Genomic DNA, 23,093 nt, shown 5'->3' with positions numbered 1-23,093 from the left:
CGAGCGGGGCCGGGCCCGGCGCCCGGATGCTCAGGCCCGGGTGCCCTGGTCGCTCACGAGCGTGCCGATCTTCTCACCCTTGACGGCGCGGGCGATATTGCCCTCGGCGAGCAGCTCGAAGACCAGGATCGGCAGCTTGTTGTCGCGGCACAGCGTGATGGCGGTGGCATCGGCGACCTTGAGGTCGCGGGACAGCACCTCGCTGTACTCCAGCGCGTCGAACTTCACCGCGTCGGGGTTCTTCTTCGGGTCGGAGTCGTAGACCCCGTCGACGCCGTTCTTGCCCATGAGCAGGGCCTCGGCGTCGATCTCCAGGGCCCGCTGGGCGGCCGTGGTGTCGGTGGAGAAGTAGGGCATGCCCATGCCGGCGCCGAAGATCACGACGCGGCCCTTCTCCAGGTGCCGTACGGCGCGCAGCGGGATGTAGGGCTCCGCGACCTGGCCCATGGTGATGGCGGTCTGCACGCGGGAGTCGATGCCTTCCTTCTCCAGGAAGTCCTGGAGGGCGAGGCAGTTCATGACGGTGCCCAGCATGCCCATGTAGTCGGACCGCGCGCGGTCCATGCCGCGCTGCTGGAGTTCGGCGCCGCGGAAGAAGTTTCCGCCGCCGATCACGACGGCGATCTCCGCGCCGTCACGGACCACCGCGGCGATTTCGCGCGCGATGGCATGGACGACGTCGGGGTCGACGCCCAGTCCTCCACCACCGGAGAAGGCTTCGCCCGACAGCTTCAGCATGAAGCGGCGGCCCTTCTTGTCGTGGTCGCTCTTGTCGTCGGAAGCGGTGTGGGGGTCCACGCCCTGATTCATGGAGATCTCCTCGTGCACATACGAAGAAGGCCATTGCCGGTGGGTCCTCGCGGTTCCCTCTACGGCAATGGCCTCCTCGTCAGATCTGCGGTCGTTCCGCGCGCACGCGGACGACTGCTTCAGACCCTACCGGGGTCCGGTGTCCGTCGTTGTAAGGACGGACTCAGATGCCGACCTTGATGCGCGAGAAGCGCACCAGGGTGACACCGGCCTCGTCCAGAACCTTCTGGACGGACTTCTTGGCGTCCAGGGCGTACGCCTGGCCGAGCAGCGTGTTGTCGCGGAAGAAGCCGTTGACACGACCCTCGACGATCTTCGGCAGGGCGGCCTCGGGCTTGCCCTCCGCGCGGGTGACCTCTTCGGCGACGCGGCGCTCGGACTCGACGACCTCGGCCGGGACGTCCTCGGCGGACAGCCACTTCGGCGCGAACGCGGCGATGTGCTGCGCGACGCCGCGGGCGACCTCGGCGTTCTCCTTGTCGAGCTCGACCAGGACACCGATCTGGAACGGCAGGTCGGGCATCGTACGGTGCATGTACGAGGTGACGTAACCGCCGGTGAACTGCGCGAAGCGGTCCAGGACGATCTTCTCGCCGAGGTTGGCGTTCGCCTCGTCCACGAAGGCCGTGACGGTCTTGCCCGGGGCGATCTCGGACGCGAGCAGCGCCTCGATGTCGGCCGGGGAGGTGGCGGCGACGTGCGCGGCCAGCTCGTTGGCGACGGCGAGGAACTTCTCGCCCTTCGCGACGAAGTCCGTCTCGCACTTCAGCTCGACGATGACACCGGAGGTGTTGTCGTCGGCGATGAGGGAAACGACGGCACCGTTCTCGGCAGAACGGCCCTCGCGCTTGGCGACGCCCTTCTGACCCTTGATACGGAGCGCCTCGACGGCCTTGTCGACGTCACCGTCGGAGTCGACCAGCGCGTTCTTGCAGTCCAGCATGCCGGCGCCGGTGAGCTCGCGGAGCTTCTTGACGTCAGCGGCGGTGTAGTTCGCCATGAGTCTGTGATTCTCTCTCGAAGTCGTAGATCTACGGGTGAACGGCGGAGGAGTCGCGCCCCAGGCGCGGCTCCCCCGCCGTCATCGTCCGTGCTGCGAGTGCCCGGCGGATGAACGCCGGGCTCTCTCAGAGGGTCAGGCCTGCTCGGCGTCGGCGGCCGGAGCCTCGACGACGGCCTCGGCCGCGGGGGCCTCGACAGCGGCCTCGGCCGGGGCGGCCTCGGCGGCGTCGTCGGCCTTCTTCTCGCCCTCGAGCAGGTCGCGCTCCCACTCGGCGAGCGGCTCGGCGGCGGCCTTCTCGCCCGGCTTCGAGTCACCGGTCGCAGCGCCGGAGCGGGCGATGAGGCCCTCGGCGACGGCGTCGGCGATCACGCGGGTGAGCAGGGTGACGGAGCGGATCGCGTCGTCGTTGCCCGGGATCTTGTAGTCGACCTCGTCGGGGTCGCAGTTGGTGTCGAGGATCGCGACGACCGGGATGTGGAGCTTGCGCGCCTCACCGACGGCGATGTGCTCCTTCTTGGTGTCGACGATCCAGACGGCGCTGGGGACCTTCGACATCTCGCGGATACCACCGAGGGTCTTCTCCAGCTTGGTCTTCTCGCGGGAGAGGACCAGGAGCTCCTTCTTGGTGAGACCCGAGGCGGCGACGTCCTCGAAGTCGATCGCCTCAAGCTCCTTCAGACGCTGAAGGCGCTTGTAGACGGTGGAGAAGTTGGTGAGCATGCCACCCAGCCAGCGCTGGTTGACGTACGGCATACCAACGCGCGTCGCCTGCTCGGCGATGGCCTCCTGGGCCTGCTTCTTGGTACCGACGAACATGATGGAGCCGCCGTGGGCGACGGTCTCCTTGACGAACTCGTAGGCGCGGTCGATGTACGACAGCGACTGGAGCAGGTCGATGATGTAGATGCCGTTGCGCTCGGTGAAGATGAAGCGCTTCATCTTCGGGTTCCAGCGACGGGTCTGGTGACCGAAGTGGACGCCGCTTTCCAGCAGCTCCCGCATCGTTACGACGGCCATGGCCATCTCCTTGGTTTCTCGGTTTGGTTCCTGACGCCCCACCGCGCCCTGCCCCCGACGAAGGGGACCGAGAGACGCTTTCACCCGGCCTGAGCGGCTGGTGCTGGGGCGTGCGAAGTCGACCCGGTGACCCGGATCGCCGTAAGAAGTGTACGGGACCGGGCGGTATGCCAGGTGACGCCGTTGTCCACACCCGGCCCGTCGTCCACAGGCCCGCTCACGCTCCGCGACGCGGCGGCAACCTGGACGGCATGACGACACTGCTGCTCACGCTGCTCCTGACCCTCGCCCAGGCGTTCTCCCCGGGCGCCCGGCCGCTCCCGCCGCCCCTGGTGGTGGCCCGCTGGTGGGACCCGCCCCCGACCCCGTACGCGGCGGGGCACCGCGGGGTGGACCTGGCCGCCCCGGTGGGCGCGGAGCTCCGGGCGGTGGGGCCGGGGCGGGTCCACCACGCGGGCCCGGTGGCCGGGCGCGGGGTCCTGTCCCTGACCCTCCCGGGCGGCCTGCGCACCACGTACGAGCCGGTCCGGCCGCTGGTGGCGGAGGGCGAGGAGGTCACGACGGGCCAGGTGGTGGCGGTCCTCACGGAGGGCACGCACTGCGCCGGCCCGTGCCTCCACTGGGGCCTCCTCTCGGGCACGACGTACCTGAACCCCCTGGCACTCCTGCCCCGGCCGACGCCCAGACTGCTGCCGGACTCAGCCGCGTACGCCCCGTAGGGCCATGGCCACGGCGGCTTCGGTGACCACACCGGGATCCTCGGCGGCGCCCAGCTCGATGCGCCGTACGGCCGCGTCGACGACCCCCTGCAGCAGCATCGCCGCGAGCCGGGGCTGCTCGTGCCCGAGGGCGCCCAGCGCCTCCACGATCATGGCCACGAGCCCCCCGTGCGCGGCACGGATCTTCTCCCGCGCCCCCGCGTCCAGCTCACTGGCCGAGATCGCGACCACCGCACGGTGGCGCCGGTCCCCGACCAGCCCCAGCTGGCTCCGCACGTAGGCCTCGACCTTGGCCTCGGGCGCATCGGCCCGCTCCATCGCCGCCTCGATCTCGGCGGCCCACACGGGGAAGTCCACCGCGCACAGCTCTTCGACCACGGCCGCGCGGGAGCGGAAGTATTCGTACACGGAGGACCGGGCGAGGCCGGTGCGCTCCGCGAGGGCGGGGAAGGTCAGCGCTTCCGTCCCGCCTTCGGACAGCAGGGAACGCGCGGCGTCCAGCAGGGCGCCGCGCTGCATCGACCGGTGCTCGGCCACGGAGGCCGCTCGAATCCTGGGCACACCTCCACTCTACGGAGGCGGCGCAAGCTCATCGCCCGACATCCGCCAGCTTGGCCCGCAGTTGGAGCACGGACTTGGTGTGGATCTGGCTCACCCGGCTCTCGGTGACGCCGAGTACGTTGCCGATCTCGGCCAGCGTGAGGCCCTCGTAGTAGTACAGCGTGACGACGGTCTTCTCGCGTTCCGGCAGGGTGTTGATCGCCCTGGCCAGGAGCCTGCGCAGCTCGCGGTCCTCGGCCACCTCGACCGGGTTGTCGGCGGCGGTGTCCTCCAGGGTGTCCATCAGCGAGAGCCGGTCGCCGCCCTCGCCGCCCGCGTGCAGCAGCTCCTCCAGGGCGACCACGTTGGCCAGCGACAACTGGCTGAACACGGCGTGGAGTTCCTCCACGGCGATGCCCATCTCGCCGGCCACCTCGTGCTCGGTGGGGGTGCGGCGCAGCTGGGCCTCGAGCACGGCGTAGGCCCGCTCCACGGACTTCGCCTTCTGCCGGACCGAGCGCGGGATCCAGTCCAGGGCGCGCAGCTCGTCGATCATCGCGCCCCGGATGCGGGTGATCGCGTACGTCTCGAACTTGATGGACCGGTCGATGTCGAACTTCTCGATGGCGTCGATCAGCCCGAAGACCCCGGAGGAGACGAAGTCGGCCTGCTCCACGTTGGGCGGCAGCCCCACGCTGACCCGGCCGGCGACGTACTTCACCAGGGGTGAGTAGTGCAGGATCAGCTGCTCCCGCAGCCGCTCGTCCCCGCTCTCCTTGTACGAGCGCCACAGCACCTCGAGGGACGAGGGCGCGGTGGTCCGCACGCTGCCGCGGGCAGCGGGGGGCACCGCAGCGCGGTCAGACCCTGAGGTGTGCTGGGGCATGCTTCGCCTTTGCCGGAGCCGGATTCCTTGGGAGCGTAGCGTGACGGAAGTGTCGCGGTGCGCGAAGAGTACGGGATCGCGCATGGGCACCGGAGCGTCCGGACTCGCGCGGGCGACCCGGGACCGGCGCCTGGCGCTCGGTCCCGGCGACTGCCACCGGGAAGACCGCGTCTCTCATCGGCTTCACTCTTTCACCGGAACACCCCAGGTCAACCACCGCCTCGCCGGGTGCCACCGGTTTGTGTGCCTCCCTCAGGGATTCGCCTGGTCAACTGCCAGCCCTCGCCCTGCCGTTCGACGAACCCCAGAGAGTGAAGTTCGTACAGTCTGCCGATGACTTCATCGGTGCCGGTGCCCGCGGCGAGGGCCACTTCCTCCGCGTGCGCGGGCCGGCCGGCCGGGAGGGCCTCGAGCACGCGGGCGGTGTCCCGGTGCAACAGGTCCCGGGCGAGCACGGGGCCGCGCCGCTCGGGAGCCAGTTCGCCCATGCCGCCGACGAGCTCGACCACTTCCGCTGCGTCCGTGACGAGCACGGCCTCGCCGCGCAGCAGTTCGTGCACCCCGCCCGAGAGCCCGCTGGTGGCAGGGCCGGGGACGCCCATGGTGAACCGGCCGAGCCGCTGGGCCCGCCGGGCCGTGACCAGGGAGCCGCTGCGGTGGGCCGCCTCGACCACCACGGTGCCGCGGGTCAGCGCGGCGATGACCCGGTTGCGCTGCACGAAGCGGCTCGGGGTCGGGTGGCTGCCCGGCGGCAGCTCCCCCAGGACGAGCCCCTGCGCGGCGATCCGGCCGAGCAGTTCGGCGTGCCCGCGCGGGTAGGCGACGTCCACTCCGCAGGCGAGCACCGCGGCGGTGGCCCCGCCCGAGGCGAGGGCGCCTCGATGAGCCGCGCCGTCGACCCCGTACGCCGCCCCGGAGACCACCACCCAGCCCCGCTCGGCGAGCCCGGCGGCCAGGCTCTGGGCCATGTGCGCGCCGTACGGGGTGCAGGCCCGGGCCCCGACCAGGGCGACGGAGCGCAGCGCCCAGGTCCGCAGGTCCGCTCTGCCGCGCAGCCAGAGCCCGACGGGCCGGGCGTCGCCGAGGTCGTCGAGCTGGGTCGGCCACTGCGGGGAGCCGGGGCAGACGAACCGCCCGCCACCGCGGGCGGCGACCGCCAGATCCCGCCGGGGGTCGGCGAGCGCGGCCCGTCTGCGGTAGCCCGCGAGCCGCTGCTCCCCGACCCCGGCCAGCGCCGCCGCCGCGCTCTGCGGCGGACCGGTCAGCAGCCGTATCAGCCCGGGGGCGCCGTGCTCGCGCAACCACCGCCCGCCGATCTCGTCGCCGGGCTCCAGCACCCGGGTCAGGGCGGCCCGCGCCAGCACCTCCGGACCGGGCCCGTCGGCCGTGCCCGGCCGGACATCCGGATCGGACCCGTCGGCCGGATCGGGCTTGCCCGGCGGTTCGGCCGTGTGGTCCGGCCAAGGCCCTCCGAACGGACCGGGCCCGCCCGCCGGCCCGGCGTCACCGGCCTGCCCGGCGTCACCGGTCTGTCCGGCCCGGGCGCCCGGGCCGGAATCGGCCGCCCACCCGGGCCCGTCGCTCCGCCACGGCCCCTCAGGGGGTCCGCTCCGCTGTGCGGCGGTCACGGCCCGACCTCCATGGCCAGGGCCGCGCCGCGGGCGATGCCGGTGCGCAGTTCGAGGGCCACGGCCACGTCCAGGGGCTCGGGGCGGTCCCGGCCGCGCAGGTCGGCCACGGTCCAGGCGACCCGCAGCACCCGGTCCAGCCCGCGGGCGGTCAGCAGCCCGCGCTCCAGGTCACGCTCGGCCTGTGCCAGCGCCCCGGGGGCCGCCTGCCAGCGGGTGCGCAGCTCGTGCCCCGGCACCTCCGCGTTGAGCCGCCACGGCGTGTCGGCGAGCCTCACCGCGGCGCGGTCCCTGGCCTCCCGCACCCGGTCGGCGACGACAGCGGTGGACTCCCCGCGGCCGCCGCGCCCGAGCAGGTCGGAGCGGGTGACCGGCTCGACCTCCACCCGCAGGTCCACCCGGTCCAGGAGTGGCCCGGACAGCCTGGCCTGGTAGCGGCGGATCACCGAGGCCGGGCATTCGCAGCCGGCCCCGAGCAGGGTGTGCCGCCCGCACGGGCAGGGGTTCGCGGCGAGCACCATCAGGAACCTGGCCGGCAGCCGCACCACCCCGGCGGCCCGGGCGATGACCACGTGCCCCGACTCCAGGGGCTGGCGCAGCGCGTCCAGCGCCTTCGTGCCGAACTCGGCGGCCTCGTCGAGGAACAGCACGCCCCGGTGCGCCAGGGAGACGGCCCCGGGCCGCGGCACCCCCGCTCCGCCGCCGACCAGGGACTGCATCGTCGCCGAGTGGTGGGGCGCGCAGTACGGGGGCCGGGCGACCAGCGGTTCCCCGGGCGGCAGCACCCCGGCGACCGAGTGCACGGCGGTGACCTCCAGGGAGTCCTGCCGGCACAGCGGCGGCAGGATCCAGGGGATCCGCTCGGCCAGCATCGTCTTGCCGGCTCCCGGGGGGCCGCTGAGGAAGAGGTGGTGGCCCCCGGAGGCCGCCACCTCCAGGGCGCGCCGGGCACCGTGCTGCCCGGCGACATCGGAGAGGTCGGGGAAGTCCGGGCTCTCGCCCTCCCCGGCCGGGCCCCCGCCGCGGGCGATCCCTGTGCCGATCCCCGCGCCCGGGACCACCAGCCCGGCCAGCATCGGATCGGGGCGCCCCGGCGGATCCGGTGGTTCCTCCTCGGGGACCTCCCCGTCGGTGAGGACCGCGATCAGCTGGCGCAGGCTGCGCACGCCGAGCACGCTGACATCGGGGACGAGCATGGCCTCGGCGGCGCACTGCTGCGGCACGACCACGTTCCGGTACCCGGCGTCGGCCGCCGCGAGCACCGCCGGCAGGATGCCCCGCACCGGCCGTACGCGGCCGTCCAGCCCCAGCTCCCCGATCAGCACCAGATCGGCGATGGCCGCGGGATCGACCAGCTCGGCGGCGCCCAGCACGGAGGCGGCGACGGCCAGGTCGAACCCCGCGCCCGATTTCGGTACGGAGGCCGGGCTGAGCCCGACCGTGAGCTTCTTCTGCGGCCAGGTCGCGCCCGAGTTCACGACGGCGGCCCGCACCCGGTCCCGGCTCTCGGTCAGGGTCTTGTCGGGCAGCCCCACCAGGGTGAAGGCGGCGAGCCCGGGCTCGAGATCGGCCTGGACCTCCACCACCACGCCGTCGACGCCCACCAGGGCCACCGAGCAGGCTCGTGCGAACCCCATCACGCCACCCCCCGGACGTGCTCCACCACGGGCGCGCCGCGCCGCGGCAGCAGGACTCCCACGAGGTCGATGCGCACCCCGCCCGCGGGCGGTCCTCCGTGGTCGGCGAGCCAGCGCCCGGCGAGCCGCCGCAGTCGCTCGGCCTTGCCGGGGCGGACGGCGGCCATGGGGTGTTCGAACTCCCCCGCCCGGCGTGTCTTGACCTCGCACACGACGAGGGCGTCCCCGTCCCGCGCGACGATGTCGATCTCCCCGCTGCGGCACCGCCAGTTGCGGGCGATCACCGTCATCCCGGCCTCGGCCAGCCGCCGCGCCGCGAGCTCCTCGCCGTACCGCCCCAATGCCTGCCGTGCCACGCCGTTCGCGTTCATCGGGCACCACCTCCGCCCCCGACGATCCCGCGGTCCCGCCCACCCCGTGGATCTTGGTGGACAGTGAGGGCATTGTGGACAACCCGCTCACCCCTGAGGGTGAATGCGGGGCGGCCGGGGCGGTGGGCGCGCGAGCGCGCGCAAGTGGCGAAGGACCGGGCGTCAGCTGCCCGGCAGCTCGAGATCGCTCTTGTTGAGCTCCTCGATGTTCACGTCCTTGAAGGTCAGCACCCGCACCTGCTTCACGAAGCGGGCCGGCCGGTACATGTCCCACACCCAGGCGTCGGCCATCGTGACCTCGAAGAACACCTCCCCCTGGACCGAGTGCACCTGCATCTCGTAGTCGTTCGTGAGGTAGAAACGACGTTCGGTCTCGATCACGTACTTGAACAGCCCGACGACGTCGCGGTACTCGCGATAGAGCTTCAGCTCCATCTCGGTCTCGTACTTCTCGAGGTCCTCGGCGCTCATGGCATGTTCCCCTTCAGCCGTGCGTCCCCCTATTGTGCGCCAGGCCCCCGCGCCCCTAAACGATTTCCGGGGCCAGGACCACCGGCGCACCCGGGGGACCATCGTCGAGCAGCGTACGGAGCAGCTCGGCGAGTCTGGTCGGGTACACCGTCTCATGGGCCGAGAGAAGTTCCTCGGAGGTCCACCACCTGGCACCGCTGACGCTGCGTCGCTCCAGCTCGGTGAGGCCTCCCAGCTCGGTCCGCGTCCGCTCGGTCCGGGCCAGGTAGTACCACTCGTCCTGCTCCCAGCGCCGACCGTCGAACGGGAACGAGCAGTACCGGTGCCACAGCACCGGCCCCAGATCCACCTCTGTGATCCCCGTCTCCTCGGCGAGCTCCCGCAGCGCGGCCTGCTCACGGGTCTCGTCGCCTTCGAGTCCGCCGCCCGGGGTGAACCACCAGTGGTCCGCGGGATTGTCCGGTTCGAAGCCGTGGAGCAGCAGGATCCGGTCGGCGGGGTCCAGCAGGATCACCCGGGACACCTTGCGCGGGCCGTCCGCGGCGGCCTCGTCAGCGGGCACCGGCAGGCTCCCTCCGCCGCCCGCGCCGCAGGACCCGTACGAGGGGCCCGTACGCGGCCCCCAGCAGCACCAGGGCGGCTCCGGCGACCACGACGGTCACCTGGAGGCGAAGCGGCCCCGGCCGCGAGGTCCCTCCGGGGAGGGAGGCGTAGGCGGCGGGCCGCTCCAGCATCTTCACCGTGGGCCACGCGAGGGCGTCGACCCGGGCCTGGACCGCGGACCGCGGCACGGTGCCCTGGCCGGCCTCCTGGAGGTGGGCCCGGGAGTCGAGCGAGGCGGCGCGCCGGTCGCCCAGCAGGAACAGGTTGCCCTCGGGCACCGTGACCTCGAAGGGGGTGTCGGAGGCCGGCAGGGGGGCGCTGTTCTCGGGCGCCCCCTCGGGCAGGGCGTGCTCGAGGTACGGCTCGTCGAGCTCCTTGCCGTTCACGGTGAGGCGGCCGCCCGTCCCGCAGCACTTCACGGTGTCGCCGCCGACGGCGACGACCCGCTTGACCATGGGCGTGTCGCTCCACAGGTGGTCGGTGAAGACGACCACGTCGCCGCGCCGCACCTGACCGCCGTCGATCCGCTGCGCGATCACGCGGTCCCCGGGGTTCACCGTCGGCATCATCGAGTCGGTCGGCACCGTGTACGGCCGGTAGGTGAAGGCCCCCCAGGCGAAGGCGCCCAGGAAGAGCACAAAGCCGACGGCCACGGCGACTCCCGACAACACGTTGCCGAGACCGCCGCGGCCGTCCTTGCCACCGCGTGTTCCTCCGGTACCGCGTATGCCCTCGGTACCGCTTGTCTGCGTATTCAGCGTTTCGCCCATTGCAGCGCCCCCACAGTTCCGGGATCGACGACCTGGGCGGCACCCTACCTGCCGGTAGTCCCGCTGGTCAGCCTCCGCCGGCGCCACATCACGACCGGAACCGCTCCGACGAGGCCCAGCGCGGCGGGACCGAGCCCGACGGGCGCCAGCCCGGCGGCCCCGAGGCCCATCGCGGTCGCCTTGGTCTGGTTGCCGATGCCCGGCTGGTCGAAGGTGTCCGGGATGGGCAGGGTCGCCCAGCGGGTGATCGGCCAGGCCACGACCACGGCCCGCCCGACGACCTTGTCGACCGGTACGAAGCCCTGGGTGGAGTCCTGCATGTGGTAACGGGAGTCCTGCGAGTTCTGCCGGTGGTCGCCCATCACCCAGATCTTGCCCTTGGGCACCGTGATCGGACCGAACGGGGCGTCGTCGCACGGGGTGTTGCCCGGGTAGATGTACGGCTCGTCGAGCTCCTTGCCGTTGACGACGACCGGTCCGCCCTTCTTGCACTCGACCGTGTCACCGCCGATGGCGATGGTCCGCTTGATCAGGTCCTTCTCGTCCGCGGAGGGCATCAGGCCGATCTTGCTGAGGATCGTCTGCGCGAAGTTGGGCTCCGGGGTGGGCTCCCCCGCCAGCCAGCTCGCCGGGTCGTGGAAGACCACGACCTCGCCGCGCTCGGGCTCCGAGCCGAACCACGGGGTCAGCTTGTCCACGAGGACCCGGTCGCCGCGCTGCAGGGTGTTCTGCATCGAGTCGGACGGGATCGAGAACGCCTGTACCAGGAAGGTCTTGATCAGCAGGGCGAGCAGCAGGGCGATGCCGATGAGGAGCGGGAGCTCCTTCCAGAACGAGCGGTGCGGGCGCGCCTCGGCACCACCGTCCTCGGCCTCGCGCTCGGCATCGTCCGGCCGCTCCTCGCCTTCGTCGCGTCCGGATCGCGCGCCTACCGCCACATCCCCCACATCCACTCCTCACTCGCAGATCGCCGCCCGCGCCGAACCAGGCACGGGCCCTCCCCTCCCTTAACGAGCGGGAGTTCCCTAAGGCGCGGGAGACCGAGGACACACTATGCGAACGGCGGGCCCCGGCGGCGCCCACGACGGCCGCGTCGCCCGCTCGGGGCCGGATCGGGGACCGAACGGAAGGTCGCGGGCTGTTCGAGCTTGCGCCAGTGGTCGAACGGCCAGGCGATGACGACCGCCTGCCCCACGACCCCGCCCTCGTCGATGGTGCCGTCGAAGGCCTCGTCGAGGTGGTAGCGGGAATCGGCCGAGTTCGCCCGGTGGTCGCCCATGACGAAGAGCCGCCCCTTGGGCACCTGTACCTCGAACCGGATTTCGGAGGGTGCGTTGCCGGGACTCACGTACGGCTCGTCGAGGGCCGTGCCGTTGACGGTGACGCGGCCCTTGGCGTCGCAGCACACGACGGTGTCGCCGCCGACGCCGATGACCCGCTTGATCAGATCCTGTTCGTCGGCGGAGGGCAGCAGGCCGATGAAGGTCAGCGTCTCCTTGATCTGCTTGACGCCCACCGGGTCCTCGGGCGGACGCGCGGCCTCGCCCTTCAGCCAGCCGCCGGGGTCCTTGAAGACGACGACGTCTCCGCGTTCGATCTTGGATCCGAACCACGGGGTCAGCTTGTCGACCAGCACGCGGTCGCCGATCCGGATCGTCTGCTCCATGGATCCGGACGGGATGAAGAAGGCCTGCACGAGGAAGGTCTTGAGGACGAGCGCGATGCACAGCGCCGCGATGATCAGCAGCGGTACCTCGCCCACCCGGCGGGTGCGTCTGCGCCGCTTGACCCGGCGGGCCAGCCGGCGCCGCGCCGCCCGGCCGCCGGTCTCGGCCGCGACGGGTTGCGCCTTGGCCCCTCGCCGCGACCCGGTCTCCCGCACCGGCCGCTCGGGGACCGCGGCGGGCTCGGGCTCCCGCTGCCGCTCGGGCTCCCGCCCCGGCTCGGGCTCCCGCCACGGCGCGGGGCCGCCCGGAGTCTCGGGTGCACGCCAGAACCGGGGCGCGGGCGGGGGCTGGGGCGTCCGCCTCGGCTCCGGCTCCGGCTCCGGCTCGGAGATCCGGCCGCCTCTCGAACGCCCCCGGCTACCCATGACCGCCGCCGGAGGGCACGGCCGGGGCGGGAGCCGCGGGAATGGACCCCCAGCGCGAGACCGGCCAGCCGATCCAGTCGGCCCGCCCGATCACCTTCTCCACCGGCACCATCCCCCCGCCCGGTTCCCCCAGGTGGTCCCGGGAGTCCCGGGACTGGGAACGATGATCACCCATGACCCACAGGGTCCCCAGGGGTACGACGATCCGGAAGGGCACCTTCGAGGGCCCGTCTCCCGGATACAGGTACGGCTCGTCCACCGGAACCCCGTTCACCTTGATCCGCCCGCCTGCATCGCAGCACACCACGTCGTCACCGCCGACGCCCACGACCCGCTTCACGAAGTCGGTCTCGGACGGCTCGCCGATCCCGAGCGCGGAGGCCGCGCCGTGCAGGGCCTCGCCGATCGGGTTGCCCTCGGCGCCCTCCCGTACGAAGGACCCCGTGCCGTCGAAGACCACCACGTCCCCGCGCTTCGGCTGGTCTCCGAAACGGTACGCCAGCTTGTTCACGAGCACCCGGTCCCCGACCCGCAGCGTCGGTTCCATCGACCGGCTCGGGATCAGGAAGGGCTGTACGACGAAATTGCTGAGCAGCAGCAGGAAGCACGTGCAGAGCACGCCGAGCACGGCGGCTCCCCGCAACGTCAGGAAGACCCGCCACCCCGGCAGCGCACGCCGCCCCCACAACGCAGAACGCGGCCGCCCCTCCCCCGGTTCGGGGGAGGAGTGGCCGCGCTGTGAGAGCTCTGCTTCGGTGTCCATCGAGGGGAGCCTATCCGGCCGCCCCCGGGACCCGGAGAGGAGATCAGCGGTCGCGCTTCTCCTTGATCTTCGCGGCCTTGCCGCGGAGCTCACGGAGGAAGTACAGCTTGGCGCGACGGACGTCACCGCGGGTGACGAGCTCGATCTTCTCGAAGATCGGGGAGTTCACCGGGAAGGTGCGCTCGACGCCGACGCTGAAGGAGACCTTGCGAACGGTGAAGGTCTCGGAGACGCCAGAGCCCTGGCGACGGATGACAACACCCTTGAACTGCTGGATACGGGAGCGGTTGCCCTCGATGACGCGGACGTGCACGTTGATCGTGTCACCCGGGCGGAAGGCCGGGACGTCGGAGCGGATCGAGGCGGCGTTGACGCCATCGAGCAGGTGAGACATGTTCTTCGTCTGCTTTCTTCGCACGACGCCACAGGCCGCCGGTGCGGGTTTCCGGAGAGAATTCGGGAGCCGCGTCACTCGGCGGGCGACTGTCCCCCTGTGGCAGGGGCGCACGCGAGCACACAGCAGCCGCCTATTCTTCCACGGCCTCCGGCCTACGCCAAAATCGGCCGTCGGCGGCGGGCCGCCAGCCCAGGATGCTCAGGATCTCGCGGTCCTTCTTGTCGAAGGCGGAGGCCTCGCAGCGCTCGATCAGATCGGGGCGGTGCCGCGCGGTCCGGCGGAATGCCTCGTCCCGGCGCCAGCGGGCGATCTTCCCGTGGTGGCCGCTGAGCAGCACTTCCGGGATGCCCCGGCCGCGCCACTCCGGGGGCTTCGTGTAGACCGGCCCCTCCAGCAGGTTCGCCATCTCGCCGGGCGCGAAGGAGTCGTCGCGGTGCGATTCGGCGTTGCCGAGGACTCCCGGCAGCAGCCGGGCCACGGCCTCGGTGATTACCAGGACGGCCGCCTCGCCGCCCGCCAGCACGTAGTCGCCGATGGAGACCTCGTAGACCGGCATGCGCGTGGCGTACTCGTCCATGACGCGGCGGTCGATGCCCTCGTAGCGGGCCGGCGTGAAGATCAGCCAGGGCCGCTCGGAGAGCTCGACGGCCAGTTCCTGGGTGAACGGGCGGCCGCTGGGCGTGGGGACGACCATGACCGGCCCGTGCGCACCGGACTCGTATCCGTCGGCCAGGGCCTCGTCGAGGGCCTCGCCCCACGGGTCGGTCTTCATGACCATGCCGGGACCGCCGCCGTACGGGGTGTCGTCGACCGTGTTGTGCCGGTCGTACGTCCAGTCCCGCAGGTCGTGGACGTGTACGTCGAGCTGCCCGCGGGCCCGCGCCTTGCCGACGAGGGAGACGTTCAGCGGCTCCAGGTACTCGGGGAAGATCGTGACGACGTCGAGACGCATCAGGCGTCGCCCTCGGGCTCGGCGTCCCGCGTGGAGACGATCTCGGCGCGGTCGTCGATCAGCCCGGGCGGCGGGGTGATGACGCAGCGCTGCTCCTCCAGGTCGATCTCGGCGACGATCTCCCCGACGAAGGGGATCATCACCTCGGTGCCGTCGGGGCGCTCGACGATGAAGAGGTCCTGCGAGGGCAGGTGGGAGATCTCGGTGATCCGGCCGATCTCGGTCCCGTCCTCGAGTACGACGTCCAGGTCCATCAGCTGGTGGTCGTAGTACTCGTCTTCTTCCTCGGGGAGCTCGGCCGGGTCGACGTCGGCGATGAGCAGGATGTTGCGCAGCGCCTCGGCGCCGGTGCGGTCCTTGACGCCGGCGAAGCGGAGCATCAGCCTCCCGCTGTGCACGCGGCCCGTCTCGATGGTCAGCGGACCCGCCGACGCCGGTTCGGTCCGCAGAACGGCACCGGGCGAGAGCCGCAGCTCCGGCTCGTCGGTCCGCACCTCGACGGTGACCTCACCCTTGATCCCGTGGGCGCGGCCGATCCGCGCGACAACCAGCTCCACTTGTGTCTTCTCCTGTTCAGACGACGACGGGCCGGGGCGGGCACGAATGCCCTCCCCGGCCCGTGCCGGTGATTCACGTTCTCGATGAACCAAGTCTCAGCGGACCTGGTCCACGTCGACGAGGTCGACGCGGATCCCCCGGCCGCCGATGGCGCCCACGACGGTACGCAGTGCACGTGCGGTGCGGCCGTTGCGGCCGATCACCTTCCCGAGGTCGTCCGGGTGAACCCGGACCTCGAGCACCTGTCCGCGACGCAGGTTGCGCGAGGCGACCTGCACTTCGTCGGGGTTGTCCACAATGCCCTTTACGAGGTGCTCAAGAGCCTCCTCGAGCATGCTCAGGCCTCGGTCGACTCGGCGGTGGCCTCAGCCTCGTCCGCCTTCTTGTCGGCCTTCTTCGCCTTCTGCGTGATGGCCTCGCCCTTGGTCTCGCCGATGCCCTCGAGGGCCTTGGCGAACTCGTCGAAGGAGCGACGCTTGCTCTCCTTCGTCTCCGGCTGCAGCAGCGGCGCGGGGGCCGGGAGGCCCTTGTGCGCCTGCCAGTCACCGGTGAGCTTCAGGATGGCGAGCACGGCCTCGGTGGGCTGGGCGCCGACCGACAGCCAGTACTGCGCACGCTCGGCGTTGACCTCGATGCGCGACGGGTTGTACGTCGGGTGGTAGATACCGATCTCTTCGATCGCGCGACCGTCCCGGCGGGTGCGGGCGTCGGCGACGACGATGCGGTAGTGCGGCTGGCGAATCTTGCCGAGGCGCTTGAGCTTGATCTTGACTGCCACTGGAGTGGTGTCTCCTGAACTTGACGTGGTTGGGCACATGAGATGCCACGTGGGGTTGCGGTACTCGGGTGCCCGATGGACGCGTCAGCCGGAGGAGAGAGGGGTCCTATGCGACTGTCGAGTACAGCTAGCCATTGTGCCACATGCCTGCGGCGCTTCTCGCGGGGAGTCCGGCCGGGGTCAGGAGGCTGCGGCCGAGACGGCGACCTCGGGGATGCGGAACGGCTTCATGCAGCCGCCGCACACGATCGGCGCCTGCGCCAGCACGGAGGGGACCACCCGCACGTTGCGCCCGCAGTCGCAGACCGCCTTGACGCGGACACCGCCACCCGAGGAGCCGTGCCGGGCGGCCGGCCCGCGGAAGCTGCGCTTGGTGTCGGCGGCCGTCGCGGCCGTGTGCGCCTTCAGCGCGCGCTGCAGCCGCTCCATGGTGGGGCGGTAGCGCTTCTTCGCCTCGGGATTGAGCGAGACCAGCGAGAAGCCGCTGCTGGCATGCGGCTCGTCGGAGTGGTCCAGCCCCATCTCCTCGGCGATCGCGAGGAATCTGCGGTTGTGGTAGCGGCCTGCTCGCGAGGTGTCGCGCACTCCGCGGGCGGCGGCGATGCCGTGGACTGCCTCGTGCAGCAGTCGCTCGAAGGAGAGTTCGGCGCCGCAGGCGGACGAGGACTCTCCGATCAGGGACTCGGGCGCGGCAAGGTCAGGCAGCTCGGGGTGGTACCGCTGAATGTCGGCCCACGCCTGCGCCAGCTCTGCGGCGAGAACAGGTGGTGTCGTGCTCACGTCGTGACAACGAGCCGGGGTGCCCCGGTGTTCCGATTCCGGGCCATTCCAAATTTTTTGCACGTACCAGTCAGTTCAGTCTCATGCGTCGCGACGAGGACGGGTGCGCCGATCCCAGGAGGAGTCGGTACGTAACGTCGACCAGCAGGGCCGGTCCCGGCGCACGGCTCGTGCCGTGCGCCGGGGCCCGCCCCGCGGGGGGGCGGGCGGGGGGGCGGACCCGCCGCCCCCGGGGGGTGGGGGCCGTACCGGCCCCCCCGCGGGGCGGGTCCCGGCGCACGGCTCGTGCCGTGCGCCGGGACCGGCCCTGCTGGTCGGACGGCGGCGATCAGTACGAGCGCGCGACGATCGCGAGGGTACCCGGGGCGTCGTCCGACTCCGGAACCGACCCGTCCGCGGCGATCAGGCAGCGTACGGAGACGGCCTGCTCGCCCAGCTTGGCCTCGCCCTCGGGGCCGAGGTCGGCCCACGGGATCCGCGCCCAGCCGCCCGCGACGGCGGCCTCGGCGGCCTCCTCGATGGTGGAGACGTCGGAGGTGCGGGCCAGGCGGCGCTCACGGGACTCGCGCAGCAGCTGCGCCTGGTCCTCCTCGAGCACCTTGGGCAGCAGGTCGGCGAGCGCGTCGATCTGCACGGGCTCCTTGCCGCCCGGGATCCGGCGGGCCAGCATCGCGGTGCCGGCCTCCAGGTCGCGGGGGCCGATCTCGACGCGGACCGGTACGCCCTTGAGCTCCCAGTCCACGGCGCGGCGGCCGAAGGGGGTGTCGACGCGGTCGTCGACGTGCACGCGGATGCCGGCGGCCTTCAGCTGCGCGCCGAGCTCACGGACCTTGGTGACGGCCTCGTCGCCCTTGATCGCCATGACGACGACCTGGACGTGCGCGAGGCGCGGCGGGACGCGCAGGCCGTTGTCGTCGCCGTGGGACATGATCAGGCCGCCGACCATGCGGGTCGAGACGCCCCACGAGGTCTGCCAGACGAGCTCCTGCTTGCCTTCCTTCGACAGGTACTGCGTGTTGAAGGCCTTGGCGAAGTTGGTGCCGAGCTCGTGGCTCGTGCCCAGCTGCAGCGCCTTGCCGTCGCCCATCATGCCCTCGAGGGTGAGGGTGTTGATGGCGCCGGCGAAGCGCTCCTTGGCGGTCTTGCGGCCGAGCACGACGTCGATGCCGAGCACGTTCGTCATGAAGTCGCCGTACACGTCCGTGTGGATGCGGGCGGCGTAGTCGCGGGCGTCCTCGTACGTGGCGTGGGCGGTGTGGCCCTCCTGCCAGAGGAACTCACTCGTACGGAGGAAGACGCGCGGACGCATCTCCCAGCGGACCACGTTCGCCCACTGGTTGATCAGCAGGGGCAGGTCGCGGTAGCTCTGGACCCACTTGGAGAAGTAGTCGTTGATGATCGTCTCGGAGGTGGGCCGGACCACGACCGGCTCGTCCAGCTCCTTGCCGCCGCCGTGCGTGACGACCGCGAGCTCGGGGGCGAAGCCCTCGACGTGCTCGGCTTCCTTCGTCAGGTACGACTGGGGGATGAACAGCGGGAAGTAGGCGTTCTGGGCGCCCGCGTCCTTGATGCGCGCGTCCATCTCCTGCTGCATCCGCTCCCACAGCCCGTAGCCGTACGGTCGGATGACCATGGTGCCGCGTACCGGACCGTTGTCGGCCAGTTCGGCCTTGTTGATCAGATCCTGGTACCAGCGGGGGAAATCCTCCGCCTGGGGGGTGAGAACGGGTGCCTTTGCCATGGCGCGAATGGTACGGCGCCGGGCGCACCGAGCGTGAATCGGGTGGCGCACTCCTCTGGACGCGGGGGCGAATGGGGAGTTCTCTGGCAACGGGGGCAAGGGGGCGACAAGGAATCAGGAGCGCTCTTTCGATGACACCGACGCCGACGGCGACGCTCGTCGCCCGTGACTGGGCGGAGATCCAGGAACGGATGCTGGTACCGCTGTACGAAGCGGTCTACGACCGGCTGGAGGTCGGGCCGGGCGACCGGCTGCTCGGCCTGGACTGCGGGTCCGGGCTGGCCCTGCTGCTGGCCGCGGGGCGGGGAGCCGCCGCGACGGGGGTGGAGGCGGATCCTGCGCGGCGGGCGCTGGCGCGCGAGCGGCTGCTGGACGTGGTCCCGGCCCCGCCGGACGGCGCGCGCCCGTACGACGTGCTGCTGGCCTTCTCGCCGTCCGCGGCGGCCCTGGACGCGGCCCTGCCCGCGCTCCGGCGGGGCGGTGCGGTGGTGCTGGCCGACTGGGGCCCGCCGGAGCGGTGCACGGTCCCCGCCGTCCTGGGCGGCGGTCCCGAGCCGCGGGACCTCGACGCGGCCGTGGCGCGGGCCGGGCTCGCGCCCGACGGGTCGGGGCGGGTGTTCTGCCCCTTCGGGTACGCGGACGTGGACAGCGCGGTGCGGGGGCTGCTGTCGACGGGGCTCTACGAGTCCTCGTCCGATCCGGCGCAGGTCGAGAAGGAGCTGACCGAGGCGCTTCACCCGTACGAGCGGCCGGACGGCGCCGTCTGGCTGCCGAACATCTTCCGCTACGTGATCGCCCGCGTGCCGTAGCCGCGACGGGGCCGGGCGGGACCTGCGCGGCCCCGGAACGGGGCGGGCCGGGCGCGGACCGGCCGCGAGGGGCCGCGGTGGCCGCGCGGCTACTTCGGTTCCCTCGGCTCCTTCGGCTCCTTCGACAGCCGGGGGATGCCCGCGGCCTCGTAGGCGGCCGGCTCGTCCAGGGTCTCGTTGGCCAGCAGGGCCTCGGTCAGCGCGTCGAGTTTCGGCCGGTGTTCGCGCAGCAGCCGGCAGGCCTCCTCGTAGCACTCGTCGACGATCCGCCGCATCTCGTGGTCCACGACGTCGAGGGTGGCGGGGGCCGCCAGCAGCCCGTACGGGCTCTGCGCGTCCGCCGGGATCGCGGTGAGGCGGCCGACGCGCTCGCTCATGCCCCAGCGGCCCACCATGCCGCGCGCGAGGTTGGTGACCTGTTCCAGGTCGTTCTCCGCGCCCGTGGTGATGACGTCGAACACGACGTGCTCGGCGGCCATGCCGCCCAGCGCGCCGATGATGCGGCCGCGGAGGTAGTCCTCCGTGTACGAGTAGCGGTCCGCGTCGGGGGTCGAGAGGGTGACGCCGAGCGCCCGGCCGCGCGGCACGATCGTGATCTTGCGGACCGGGTCGGCGCCCGGCTGGAGCATGCCCAGCAGGGCGTGGCCGCTCTCGTGGTAGGCCGTGCGGCGGCGCTCCTCCTCCGGCATGACCAGCGACCGTGCGGCACCCAGCTGGACCTTCTCCAGGGCGTCCATGAAATCGGCCTGGGTGACCTGGGTCTGCTTGCGCTTCACCGCGAGCAGGGCGGCCTCGTTGGCCAGGTTGGCGAGGTCGGCGCCCGTCATGCCGGGGGTGGTGCGGGCCACCTGGTCGAGGTCCGCGTCGGCGGCGAGCGGGATGTCCCGGGTGTGGATCCGCAGGATGGACTCGCGGCCGGCCCGGTCGGGCGGGGAGACCGACACCGTGCGGTCGAAGCGGCCGGGGCGGGTGAGCGCCGGGTCGAGCACGTCGGGCCGGTTGGTGGCGGCGATGACGACGACCCCCTCCGATCCGGAGAAGCCGTCCATCTCGGTGAGGATCTGGTTCAGGGTCTGCTCGCGCTCGTCGTGGCCGCCCATGGCGGCCCCGCCGCCGCGGGCCCGCCCGATGGTGTCGATCTCGTCGATGAAGACGATGGAGGGGGCCACCTTGCGCGCCTCGGAGAAGAGTTCGCGGACCCGGGAGGCGCCCACGCCGACGATCATCTCGATGAACTCGGAGGCGGAGGCGGAGAAGAACGGCACCCCGGCCTCGCCGGCCACAGCACGGGCGAGCAGGGTCTTGCCCGTGCCGGGAGGACCGGCGAGCAGCACCCCGCCGGGCATCCTGGCGCCCAGGGCCCGGTACCGCTGCGGGTTCTTGAGGAAGTCGACGACGTCGTTGAGCTCGCCCTTGACCTCGTCGATGCCGGCCACGTCGGCGAAGGTGGTGCGCTTGCCGCCCTCCAGCTCGACGGGTTTGGGCGGCTGTTTGCGGCCCAGTCCGCCGGCGCCGCCCATGGCCGAGCCCATGCGGCGGGCGATGAACACCCACAGGAGGACCAGCAGGAGCATCGGGGCGAGCGAGATCAGCAGATTGGCCAGGAAGCTGCGCTGCACGACGACCGGGGAGGCGGTGACGACGACGTCGTGCTTGCTGAGGTTCGCCCACAGGTCGTCGTCGGCGAAGGCCGGGCGCTGGGTGACGAACTTCGTGTAGTCGCCCTTGTCGCCGTCGGGCAGCGGCTGCTTGTTCTTCAGCTCGCCCTGGATGGCGTCGCCCTTGGAGTAGATCTTCGAGACGTTGCCGGCGGCGACCTGCTTGCTGAACTCGGTGTACGAGACGGTCGGCTCGTCTCCCTGGTTGAAGTACGACAGGGCCACGTTGGCGAGCAGGAAGACGATCAGTGCGGCGAGGGCCAGCCCGCGCCAGCCCCCGGGCATCTTCCTCTTGGGCGGAGGCGTCGGCGCGCCCTCGGAACGCCAGGGCGTGTCGGCACGGTCGCGAGGCGGTACGGGGGTGGGGCTGGGCACGTGGCCTCCTTACTGCCGTCCTCGTGGCCGACCATAAGGGATATAACGCACCATTGCGCCTGCGGGACGTACGGGAAAGGGCCCCGGCCGGATGATCCGGCCGGGGCCCTCCCCGTACGCCCGCGCTTACTTCATGAACTTCTTGAACTCGTCCGGAAGGTCGAAGTCCTGGCCGGACTGACCGCCGGCGGGAAGGCCGAAGGGGCTGCCGGTCGCGGGCGGGGCGCTCTGCGGGCCCTGCTCGCGGCGGGCGGCTGCCGCCGCCTCCTCTTCCTTGCGCTTCATCGGGTTGCCGCTCTTGCGCTTGCCCTTGGCCTGCTTGATCTGCTTCTTCTGCCGGCCGGGTCCGCCGCCCATCCCGGGGATGCCCGGCATCCCGGGCATGCCGCCGCCCTGGGCCATGCGGGACATCATCTTGCGGGCCTCGAAGAACCGCTCGACGAGGTTCTTGACCGCGCTGACCTCGGCACCGGAGCCCTTGGCGATACGGGCGCGGCGCGAGCCGTTGATGAGGTGCGGGTCCTGGCGCTCGGCCGGGGTCATCGACTTGATGATCGCGGCCATGCGGTCGACGTCGCGCTCGTCGATGTTGTTGATCTGGTCCTTGATCTGGCCCATGCCCGGGAGCATGCCGAGCAGCTTGGAGATGGAGCCCATCTTCCGGACCTGCTCCATCTGGGCCAGGAAGTCGTCGAGCGTGAACTCCTTCGGGCCCTTCGCCAGCTTGGCCGCCATCTTCTCGGCTTCGGCCTGGCTGAAGGTCTTCTCGGCCTGCTCGATGAGGGTGAGCATGTCACCCATGTCGAGGATCCGGCCCGCCATGCGGTCGGGGTGGAAGGCGTCGAACTCGTCGAGCTTCTCGCCGTTCGAGGCGAACATGATCTGCTTGCCGGTGACGTGCGCGATGGAGAGCGCCGCACCACCCCGGGCGTCGCCGTCGAGCTTGGACAGCACGACGCCGTCGAAGCCGACGCCGTCGCGGAAGGCCTCGGCGGTGTTGACCGCGTCCTGGCCGATCATGGCGTCGACGACGAAGAGGATCTCGTCGGGGCTGACGGCGTCGCGGATGTCCGCGGCCTGCTGCATCAGCTCGGAGTCGATGCCGAGGCGGCCGGCGGTGTCGACGATGACGATGTCGTACTGCTTGGTGCGGGCGTACTCGATGGAGTCCTTCGCCACCTGCACCGGGTCGCCTACGCCGTTGCCGGGAGCGGGCGCGTAGACCGCGACGCCGGCGCGCTCGGCGACGACGCTGAGCTGGTTGACGGCGTTGGGACGCTGGAGGTCGCAGGCGACGAGCAGCGGGGAGTGGCCCTGGCCCTTGAGCCAGAGGCCGAGCTTTCCGGCGAGGGTGGTCTTACCGGCACCCTGGAGACCGGCGAGCATGATCACGGTGGGCGCGGTCTTGGCGAAGCGCAGCCGCCGGGTCTCGCCGCCGAGGATCGAGACGAGCTCGTCGTTGACGATCTTGAGGACCTGCTGGCCCGGGTTGAGGGCCTTGGAGACCTCTTCGCCGCGGGCGCGCTCCTTGACGTTCGCGATGAAGGAGCGGACGACGGGGAGGGCGACGTCGGCCTCGAGGAGGGCGATACGGATTTCCCGCGCCGCAGCGTCGATGTCCTGCTCGGAGAGGCGGCCCTTGCCCCGGAGGGACTTGAAGGTCGCGCTGAGGCGGTCGGAAAGCGTATCGAACACGGTGGTCGCGATTCCTCGGGTCGGGGGCGTGTGGTCGCCC

25 protein-coding genes are annotated in these 23,093 nt (G+C 71.7%); 2 read left to right on the top strand and 23 right to left on the bottom strand.

Going from position 1 to position 23,093, the window contains the following annotated elements; translation table 11 throughout:
* Positions 1 to 30: 30 nt before the first annotated feature.
* The 3 genes from pyrH to rpsB all read right to left on the bottom strand — a co-directional run bounded on the left by pyrH (position 31) and on the right by rpsB (position 2,830).
* Complete coding sequence (pyrH, locus tag ACFY1T_RS19535) at positions 31 to 810, bottom strand: UMP kinase (protein ID WP_030162523.1); 780 nt, start codon at positions 808 to 810, stop codon at positions 31 to 33.
* 163 nt (positions 811 to 973) lie between these two features.
* Positions 974 to 1,810: a translation elongation factor Ts gene (tsf, locus tag ACFY1T_RS19530; RefSeq protein WP_030859826.1), complete on the bottom strand. Its 837-nt coding sequence runs from the start codon at positions 1,808 to 1,810 to the stop codon at positions 974 to 976.
* A gap of 135 nt (positions 1,811 to 1,945) precedes the next feature.
* On the bottom strand, positions 1,946 to 2,830 hold the full coding sequence (rpsB, locus tag ACFY1T_RS19525) for a 30S ribosomal protein S2 (protein ID WP_390789227.1): 885 nt from the start codon (positions 2,828 to 2,830) through the stop codon (positions 1,946 to 1,948).
* Between the two features lie 251 nt (positions 2,831 to 3,081).
* On the opposite strand from rpsB, the gene ACFY1T_RS19520 reads away from it, so the two are divergent.
* Positions 3,082 to 3,549, top strand: a complete 468-nt coding sequence (locus ACFY1T_RS19520) for a M23 family metallopeptidase (protein ID WP_390789226.1) — start codon at positions 3,082 to 3,084, stop codon at positions 3,547 to 3,549.
* Here the strand turns inward: ACFY1T_RS19520 and ACFY1T_RS19515 are convergent.
* The 18 genes from ACFY1T_RS19515 to proS all read right to left on the bottom strand — a co-directional run bounded on the left by ACFY1T_RS19515 (position 3,529) and on the right by proS (position 18,516).
* Positions 3,529 to 4,086 (bottom strand): TetR/AcrR family transcriptional regulator, encoded by a 558-nt coding sequence (locus ACFY1T_RS19515; RefSeq protein ID WP_030859832.1) that lies wholly within the window; start codon positions 4,084 to 4,086, stop codon positions 3,529 to 3,531. The genes ACFY1T_RS19520 and ACFY1T_RS19515 overlap by 21 nt on opposite strands.
* 52 nt (positions 4,087 to 4,138) lie before the next feature.
* Positions 4,139 to 4,975, bottom strand: a complete 837-nt coding sequence (whiG, locus tag ACFY1T_RS19510; RefSeq protein WP_229336246.1) for an RNA polymerase sigma factor WhiG — start codon at positions 4,973 to 4,975, stop codon at positions 4,139 to 4,141.
* A gap of 209 nt (positions 4,976 to 5,184) precedes the next feature.
* Positions 5,185 to 6,339, bottom strand: coding sequence for a DNA-processing protein DprA (gene dprA, locus ACFY1T_RS19505; protein ID WP_390789280.1), 1,155 nt, complete (start codon positions 6,337 to 6,339; stop codon positions 5,185 to 5,187).
* A 260-nt stretch (positions 6,340 to 6,599) separates the two neighbouring features.
* Positions 6,600 to 8,240, bottom strand: a complete 1,641-nt coding sequence (locus ACFY1T_RS19500) for a YifB family Mg chelatase-like AAA ATPase (RefSeq protein WP_390789225.1) — start codon at positions 8,238 to 8,240, stop codon at positions 6,600 to 6,602.
* The gene (locus tag ACFY1T_RS19495; protein ID WP_384716093.1) at positions 8,240 to 8,611 is read right to left on the bottom strand and encodes a YraN family protein; all 372 of its coding nucleotides are present in this window, start codon (positions 8,609 to 8,611) and stop codon (positions 8,240 to 8,242) included. The genes ACFY1T_RS19500 and ACFY1T_RS19495 overlap by 1 nt, the downstream gene beginning before the upstream one ends.
* Before the next feature lie 162 nt (positions 8,612 to 8,773).
* Positions 8,774 to 9,082 carry a DUF2469 domain-containing protein gene (locus tag ACFY1T_RS19490; protein WP_006139554.1) on the bottom strand — a complete coding sequence of 103 codons (309 nt, stop codon included), beginning with the start codon at positions 9,080 to 9,082 and terminating at the stop codon, positions 8,774 to 8,776.
* Between the two features lie 55 nt (positions 9,083 to 9,137).
* Positions 9,138 to 9,644, bottom strand: coding sequence for an NUDIX hydrolase (locus tag ACFY1T_RS19485; RefSeq protein ID WP_390789224.1), 507 nt, complete (start codon positions 9,642 to 9,644; stop codon positions 9,138 to 9,140).
* Entirely contained in the window at positions 9,634 to 10,455 is an 822-nt protein-coding gene (gene lepB, locus ACFY1T_RS19480; protein ID WP_390789223.1) for a signal peptidase I, read from the bottom strand. The genes ACFY1T_RS19485 and lepB (ACFY1T_RS19480) overlap by 11 nt, the downstream gene beginning before the upstream one ends.
* 44 nt (positions 10,456 to 10,499) lie before the next feature.
* Entirely contained in the window at positions 10,500 to 11,393 is an 894-nt protein-coding gene (gene lepB, locus ACFY1T_RS19475) for a signal peptidase I (protein ID WP_030859847.1), read from the bottom strand.
* A gap of 113 nt (positions 11,394 to 11,506) precedes the next feature.
* Positions 11,507 to 12,547, bottom strand: a complete 1,041-nt coding sequence (gene lepB / locus ACFY1T_RS19470; protein WP_390789222.1) for a signal peptidase I — start codon at positions 12,545 to 12,547, stop codon at positions 11,507 to 11,509.
* Positions 12,540 to 13,310, bottom strand: coding sequence for a signal peptidase I (gene lepB, locus ACFY1T_RS19465; RefSeq protein WP_390789221.1), 771 nt, complete (start codon positions 13,308 to 13,310; stop codon positions 12,540 to 12,542). Before lepB (ACFY1T_RS19465) ends, lepB (ACFY1T_RS19470) begins: the two co-directional genes overlap by 8 nt.
* A 43-nt stretch (positions 13,311 to 13,353) precedes the next feature.
* Positions 13,354 to 13,704, bottom strand: coding sequence for a 50S ribosomal protein L19 (rplS, locus tag ACFY1T_RS19460; RefSeq protein ID WP_008737520.1), 351 nt, complete (start codon positions 13,702 to 13,704; stop codon positions 13,354 to 13,356).
* A gap of 133 nt (positions 13,705 to 13,837) precedes the next feature.
* Positions 13,838 to 14,659 (bottom strand): tRNA (guanosine(37)-N1)-methyltransferase TrmD, encoded by an 822-nt coding sequence (trmD, locus tag ACFY1T_RS19455; RefSeq protein ID WP_390789220.1) that lies wholly within the window; start codon positions 14,657 to 14,659, stop codon positions 13,838 to 13,840.
* Entirely contained in the window at positions 14,659 to 15,216 is a 558-nt protein-coding gene (gene rimM / locus ACFY1T_RS19450; protein WP_030859857.1) for a ribosome maturation factor RimM, read from the bottom strand. The genes trmD and rimM overlap by 1 nt, the downstream gene beginning before the upstream one ends.
* Before the next feature lie 96 nt (positions 15,217 to 15,312).
* Positions 15,313 to 15,552, bottom strand: coding sequence for an RNA-binding protein (locus ACFY1T_RS19445; RefSeq protein ID WP_030011889.1), 240 nt, complete (start codon positions 15,550 to 15,552; stop codon positions 15,313 to 15,315).
* Positions 15,553 to 15,554: 2 nt separating this feature from the next.
* The gene (rpsP, locus tag ACFY1T_RS19440; RefSeq protein ID WP_030859859.1) at positions 15,555 to 15,995 is read right to left on the bottom strand and encodes a 30S ribosomal protein S16; all 441 of its coding nucleotides are present in this window, start codon (positions 15,993 to 15,995) and stop codon (positions 15,555 to 15,557) included.
* 180 nt (positions 15,996 to 16,175) lie between these two features.
* Complete coding sequence (locus tag ACFY1T_RS19435; protein ID WP_030298455.1) at positions 16,176 to 16,775, bottom strand: hypothetical protein; 600 nt, start codon at positions 16,773 to 16,775, stop codon at positions 16,176 to 16,178.
* A 328-nt stretch (positions 16,776 to 17,103) separates the two neighbouring features.
* A complete protein-coding gene (gene proS, locus ACFY1T_RS19430; RefSeq protein WP_030859861.1) occupies positions 17,104 to 18,516 on the bottom strand; it encodes a proline--tRNA ligase in 1,413 nt (470 codons plus the stop codon).
* Between the two features lie 131 nt (positions 18,517 to 18,647).
* Here proS and ACFY1T_RS19425 point away from each other — a divergent pair, with 131 nt between their 5' ends.
* Positions 18,648 to 19,325 carry a methyltransferase type 11 gene (locus ACFY1T_RS19425; protein ID WP_390789219.1) on the top strand — a complete coding sequence of 226 codons (678 nt, stop codon included), beginning with the start codon at positions 18,648 to 18,650 and terminating at the stop codon, positions 19,323 to 19,325.
* Positions 19,326 to 19,414: 89 nt separating this feature from the next.
* Here ACFY1T_RS19425 and ftsH read toward each other — a convergent pair whose 3' ends face one another.
* Positions 19,415 to 21,358, bottom strand: coding sequence for an ATP-dependent zinc metalloprotease FtsH (gene ftsH, locus ACFY1T_RS19420; RefSeq protein ID WP_390789218.1), 1,944 nt, complete (start codon positions 21,356 to 21,358; stop codon positions 19,415 to 19,417).
* A gap of 126 nt (positions 21,359 to 21,484) precedes the next feature.
* Positions 21,485 to 23,053, bottom strand: coding sequence for a signal recognition particle protein (gene ffh, locus ACFY1T_RS19415; protein ID WP_030859867.1), 1,569 nt, complete (start codon positions 23,051 to 23,053; stop codon positions 21,485 to 21,487).
* Between the last annotated feature and the right edge of the window lie 40 nt (positions 23,054 to 23,093).

This window comes from Streptomyces sp. NPDC001194 (assembly GCF_042896985.1).
Classification (GTDB): Bacteria; Actinomycetota; Actinomycetes; order Streptomycetales; family Streptomycetaceae; genus Streptomyces.
Note: the sequence above shows the minus strand (reverse complement) of the source record. Positions and strands in the feature narration are given on the sequence as shown.